This is a genomic window from Pseudomonas emilianonis, assembly GCF_023072625.1.
In the GTDB taxonomy this organism is placed as follows: Bacteria; Pseudomonadota; Gammaproteobacteria; order Pseudomonadales; family Pseudomonadaceae; genus Aquipseudomonas; species Aquipseudomonas paraveronii.
In genome coordinates this window covers 1-3,980 of sequence record NZ_JAKNRV010000426.1, presented here as the reverse complement: position 1 = coordinate 3,980, position 3,980 = coordinate 1, and the positions used below count along the sequence as shown (strand labels likewise).

The 3,980-nt window shown below is 56.7% G+C and carries 4 protein-coding genes and 1 pseudogene; 2 read left to right on the top strand and 3 right to left on the bottom strand.

Annotation, left to right across the window (positions count from 1 at the left end; all coding sequences use genetic code 11):
* Positions 1–108: 108 nt before the first annotated feature.
* Positions 109–327: pseudogene (locus L9Z73_RS26780) on the top strand (FMN-binding glutamate synthase family protein); the annotation flags it as partial.
* Between the two features lie 28 nt (positions 328–355).
* Here the strand turns inward: L9Z73_RS26780 and L9Z73_RS26775 are convergent.
* The 3 genes from L9Z73_RS26775 to L9Z73_RS26765 are packed head-to-tail and all read right to left on the bottom strand — an operon-like array spanning position 356 to position 3,182.
* Positions 356–1,849 (bottom strand): glucosyltransferase domain-containing protein, encoded by a 1,494-nt coding sequence (locus L9Z73_RS26775; RefSeq protein ID WP_247407580.1) that lies wholly within the window; start codon positions 1,847–1,849, stop codon positions 356–358.
* Positions 1,849–2,811, bottom strand: coding sequence for a glycosyltransferase family 2 protein (locus L9Z73_RS26770; protein WP_247407578.1), 963 nt, complete (start codon positions 2,809–2,811; stop codon positions 1,849–1,851). Before L9Z73_RS26770 ends, L9Z73_RS26775 begins: the two co-directional genes overlap by 1 nt.
* The gene (locus tag L9Z73_RS26765; protein ID WP_247407576.1) at positions 2,808–3,182 is read right to left on the bottom strand and encodes a GtrA family protein; all 375 of its coding nucleotides are present in this window, start codon (positions 3,180–3,182) and stop codon (positions 2,808–2,810) included. The genes L9Z73_RS26770 and L9Z73_RS26765 overlap by 4 nt, the downstream gene beginning before the upstream one ends.
* A 223-nt stretch (positions 3,183–3,405) precedes the next feature.
* Between L9Z73_RS26765 and opgC the strand changes: the two genes are divergently transcribed.
* The coding region (gene opgC, locus L9Z73_RS26760) for an OpgC domain-containing protein (RefSeq protein ID WP_247407574.1) at positions 3,406–3,980 on the top strand (575 nt) is incomplete at its 3' end.

The window sequence follows — 3,980 nt, the reverse complement described above, 5'->3', positions numbered from 1 at the left end:
GCAGCTCCCTTCTTTGAGAGGTTGTTTAGGTCATGCAATCGATGCTAGAACAGCGTTGATAATTTACCTAGCCTATTCTCGGCGTGTATTAACATTCATCACCGATATATGATCGCGGCAGCGGGCCTGGAGCACCCGTCGCAACTGTCGGCCAAGCACTTGGTGCGACGTATGTCAGCCACCGAGATCAAGCTGTTCTCGCAGCTGCATGTGTTCCTCAAGCCCGGGGAATTGCTGACCGGGGGAGTAAACGGCGAGTTTTATTCGCGCATGTGGCAGATGGCGCGGGCGGATAGTTTTGAGCCGCATGAGGTGGTGGCTGCGTAGCTCTGATTGATCGCCATGCTCCCGGCCTTTAATACCTGTCATCGGCCGGGACGGTTTTCATCACGATGTAAGCGTAATGCCCCTGGACATACAGACTGTAGAACTTGTTATCCGCCGGCATTTGCGCGGTCTTTTCTATCCCCATCAAGTCGAAGGTGGCCCCCTCCATTGAGGCAATATGGGTCACTCCGCCGATACGCGGGAGCATTTCCGGCAACAGGAAAAAATCCACATTCACCACGTACCGCAATGCGGGCACCAACGCGCTAAAGCCATCGCTGCCCACTAACCACCCATTAGTCTTGCGATTGATCAGGTAAAATTGCTGGATGTCTTTTAGTGCTCGATTCGACAGAACGTCATAACTCAGACTTTGCCCGACGCTGACTGACAAGTCTCTCTGCAGGCTCAGTACTCGCCCATGCATATATGAGAACGACAACATGGCAATCACAGGGAGGAATAACAGACAGCCCAACCGGTGATGAATAGCGCCCAACGCTTGATAAGCCAAATACAACAGCATGACTAACGCCGGCGCGGTGCCCATCATTAGCCTTGCGCCATCGTTATAGTAATTGAACAACAGCGCCAGGCCAGGAATCGATATCAGCATGACGGGAACGGCAGCCAGACAGCCGACCGCCACCAGGCCCCGCGAAGGCATGCTCGCCGGCACACGCATAACCCTGCAAATGACTAGCACGAGGCCAGCTCCGGCAGTGACTAACAGCGCCACGCACAGCCAAGCATTCCCCTCGTTGTACAGCAGTGACACACGCTGCGCCGCAAGGTGCAGATCTGACAATAACCTCTGGGCCCATCCTTCACTGAAATCGCGCACGCTGCTGCGGTTGTTATTCATAAGTTGTGGCGCGGTCGCCAAATACATCGCCACCCCCAGCAGTACATGCAGCCCCTTATCTCGAACCAGTCTTGCAACCTGAAGAGGCGACTGTTTCTCGCTGGCCGCTCGTATGAGTTCAACGCAACATAGCCCTATGTAAACATTGATCACCATCTGATACAGGTTCAGCCCCACAGCAATGAAAGCCCCACATGACAGCGTGCGGACCCACCACGACGGATGGGTGAAGCAGATCGCATAAATGATTGCCACAACCCCCAGGCTCATGGCCGGACCGTCGTATTGGTAGGAAAGGTTTTGCAAGAAGAAAGGGCTGTACCACAGCGGTAACACCACCAGACAAGACACCACGCTCGGCCTTGAAAAGTAGTGAATCGCCAGCGACCGCAATGCAAACGCCATAGCCGTGATAGCAATCAGCAGCGGCAAGGGGAACATGTTCGGCGCGCCATGGGTAAACGACAACCCCTGGTAAAACCAATCCACCAAGATGCGGCCGTCGTTCTTCCATCCCCCCCTGGCGAGTTGCGCACGCCAGTTGTCATCAATATAAAAGTAGTCCGCCAGTATCAGCGGTAAGGCGAAAAGCAAAGTCGTCGTAAAAAAGAATACCCATATTTTACGGGGTGACAGGGGTTGGACCAGATACTCCATCACGCGTGCTCCTTTTCATTCGATGCCCCACCTGGTTGGTTTGACGCGACAATCTTTTTGATCACATACCTCGGCCGATGCTTGGCCTCCATATAAATCCGCCCCACATACTCGCCCAATATTCCGATCCCGATCAGTTGCACCCCACCCAAAAACAAGATCGCCGTCATCAACGACGGATACCCCGGCACCGCATTACCAAACAGCACCTTGTCCACCACCAGATACCCGGCGTACACCAGCGCCAGCAGCGAAATACCGCCGCCGACATAGCTCCACAACCGCAGCGGCAAAGTGCTGAACGAGGTGATGCCATCCAGTGCCAGGTTCCACAGTTTCCAGGCGTTGAACTTGCTCTGGCCGACAGCACGGGGTGCGCGGTCGTACTCGACGATGGCTACGTTAAAACCGGCCCAGGACAACACGCCTTTCATGAACAATTGCTGCTCGGGCAAGGCCTTGATCACGTCCACTACCTTGCGGTCCATCAGCCGGAAGTCGCCGACGTTTTCTTCGATGTGGGTGTAGGAAATTCGATTGAGCAGGTGATAGAACAGCGACGCACTGCGGCGTTTGAAGTAGCCGTCACTGGAACGATCCCGGCGTTTGGCCAGCACTACGTCGGCGCCTTTCTGCCATTCGGCCAGCAGTTGCGGGATGACCTCGACCGGGTCTTGCAGGTCGACATCCATCGGGATCACCGCATCTCCCGTGGCATATTCAAGCCCGGCGAACAGCGCCGCTTCTTTACCGAAGTTACGCGAGAAGTTGATCAGCACCACGCGGCTATCGGCCAAGGCGAGCGCCCGGGCATACTCGGCGGTGCAATCGGAACTGCCATCGTTGATAAACACAATCTCGACCGCGTGCTCGTGCAACGAGGCCTCTTGCCGCACGCTGCGGTAAAACACGCCGACCGCCTGCTCCTCGTTATACACAGGCACCACCAGCGAGACCCTCATTGCCCACGCTCGCGAAACACCACGCACCGGGACAGCAAAAACCCGCACACCAGGCTGATCAGCGAAAACACCATCACGGTGATGATCCCCGGCGCCTGCCAACGATCCGCCAGCCACCCCACGCCCAGGCTCACACTGCCCATGCACGCCATGAACAGCGCGTAACGCGGCAGCGAGGGGGGCGTGGAAAAGGTGTAGATCGCGTTGACATAAAACGAAAAGGACGCCGCCACGCAAAACGCGAGGACATTACTCACGGCCTGGCTGAGGTCCAGCGCGGCACGGAACACAAAAAACAGCTGCCAATGGATCACCGTGTTGGCGATGCCAATCACCGTGTAGCTGGAGAACCCCTTCCACAGTCTGGTCATACCGTTGCCCCGTTGCGACTGGCTCCAGCAAGCCACGGCGCCCGAGCTCCGTCTACTGTCAGAATTAACAGGTAGCGTCCCCGCGCCATTGAGACATTCAGTAATACCCAGCCTTTGCAATTGCTTATAAATACCGCCAACCTGCGCCCGCCCGACGTGCGGCGTAAGACAACCGCCGCGCTCGTCTGTCATTACTAAACCCTTCGTACAAGAGCCCGCTGCCATGCTGAACGGACGCGACCCACGCATCGATTTTTTTCGGGGCCTGGCGTTGATCTTCATTTTCTGGGATCACGTCCCCCACAATCCCCTCGGCCAGATCACCCTGCGCAACTTAGGTTTCAGCGATGCGGCGGAGGTCTTTGTGTTCCTCGCCGGTTACGCCGCCGTGCTGGCCTACGGCAAGATCCTGCAACGCGACGGCTACTGGATTGCCGCACTGAAAATCCTGCGGCGCGCCTGGGTGCTGTACGTGGTGCATATCTTTTTACTGGCGATGCTGATGGGCATCGTGTTCTTCGCCAACAGCCATGTGGAAACCCGCGATCTGGTCGAAGAGATGGGCCTGACGCATTTCGTCACCCAGCCGCAGCAGGCGCTCACCGATGAATTGCTGCTGCGTTTCAAGCCCAACCTGATGGACCCGCTGCCGCTGTACATCGTGTTGCTCTGCGGTGCTGATGTATGCGATGTTCCTGCAAATCCCGTTTCTGGCGCTGCGCCGAGGCGTGGGCAACCAGCGTTTCCTGGCGGCGTTGCTGCTGGCCAATTTCATCCTCGTGCCCTTGCTGGTGTGGC

What these genes read in the sequence shown, in the direction of transcription:
- L9Z73_RS26770 (WP_247407578.1), bottom strand. Translation starts at nt 2,811, where the DNA reads ATGAGGGTCTCGCTGGTGGTGCCTGTGTATAACGAGGAGCAGGCGGTC.
- L9Z73_RS26765 (WP_247407576.1), bottom strand. Translation starts at nt 3,182, where the DNA reads ATGACCAGACTGTGGAAGGGGTTCTCCAGCTACACGGTGATTGGCATC.
- L9Z73_RS26775 (WP_247407580.1), bottom strand. Translation starts at nt 1,849, where the DNA reads ATGGAGTATCTGGTCCAACCCCTGTCACCCCGTAAAATATGGGTATTC.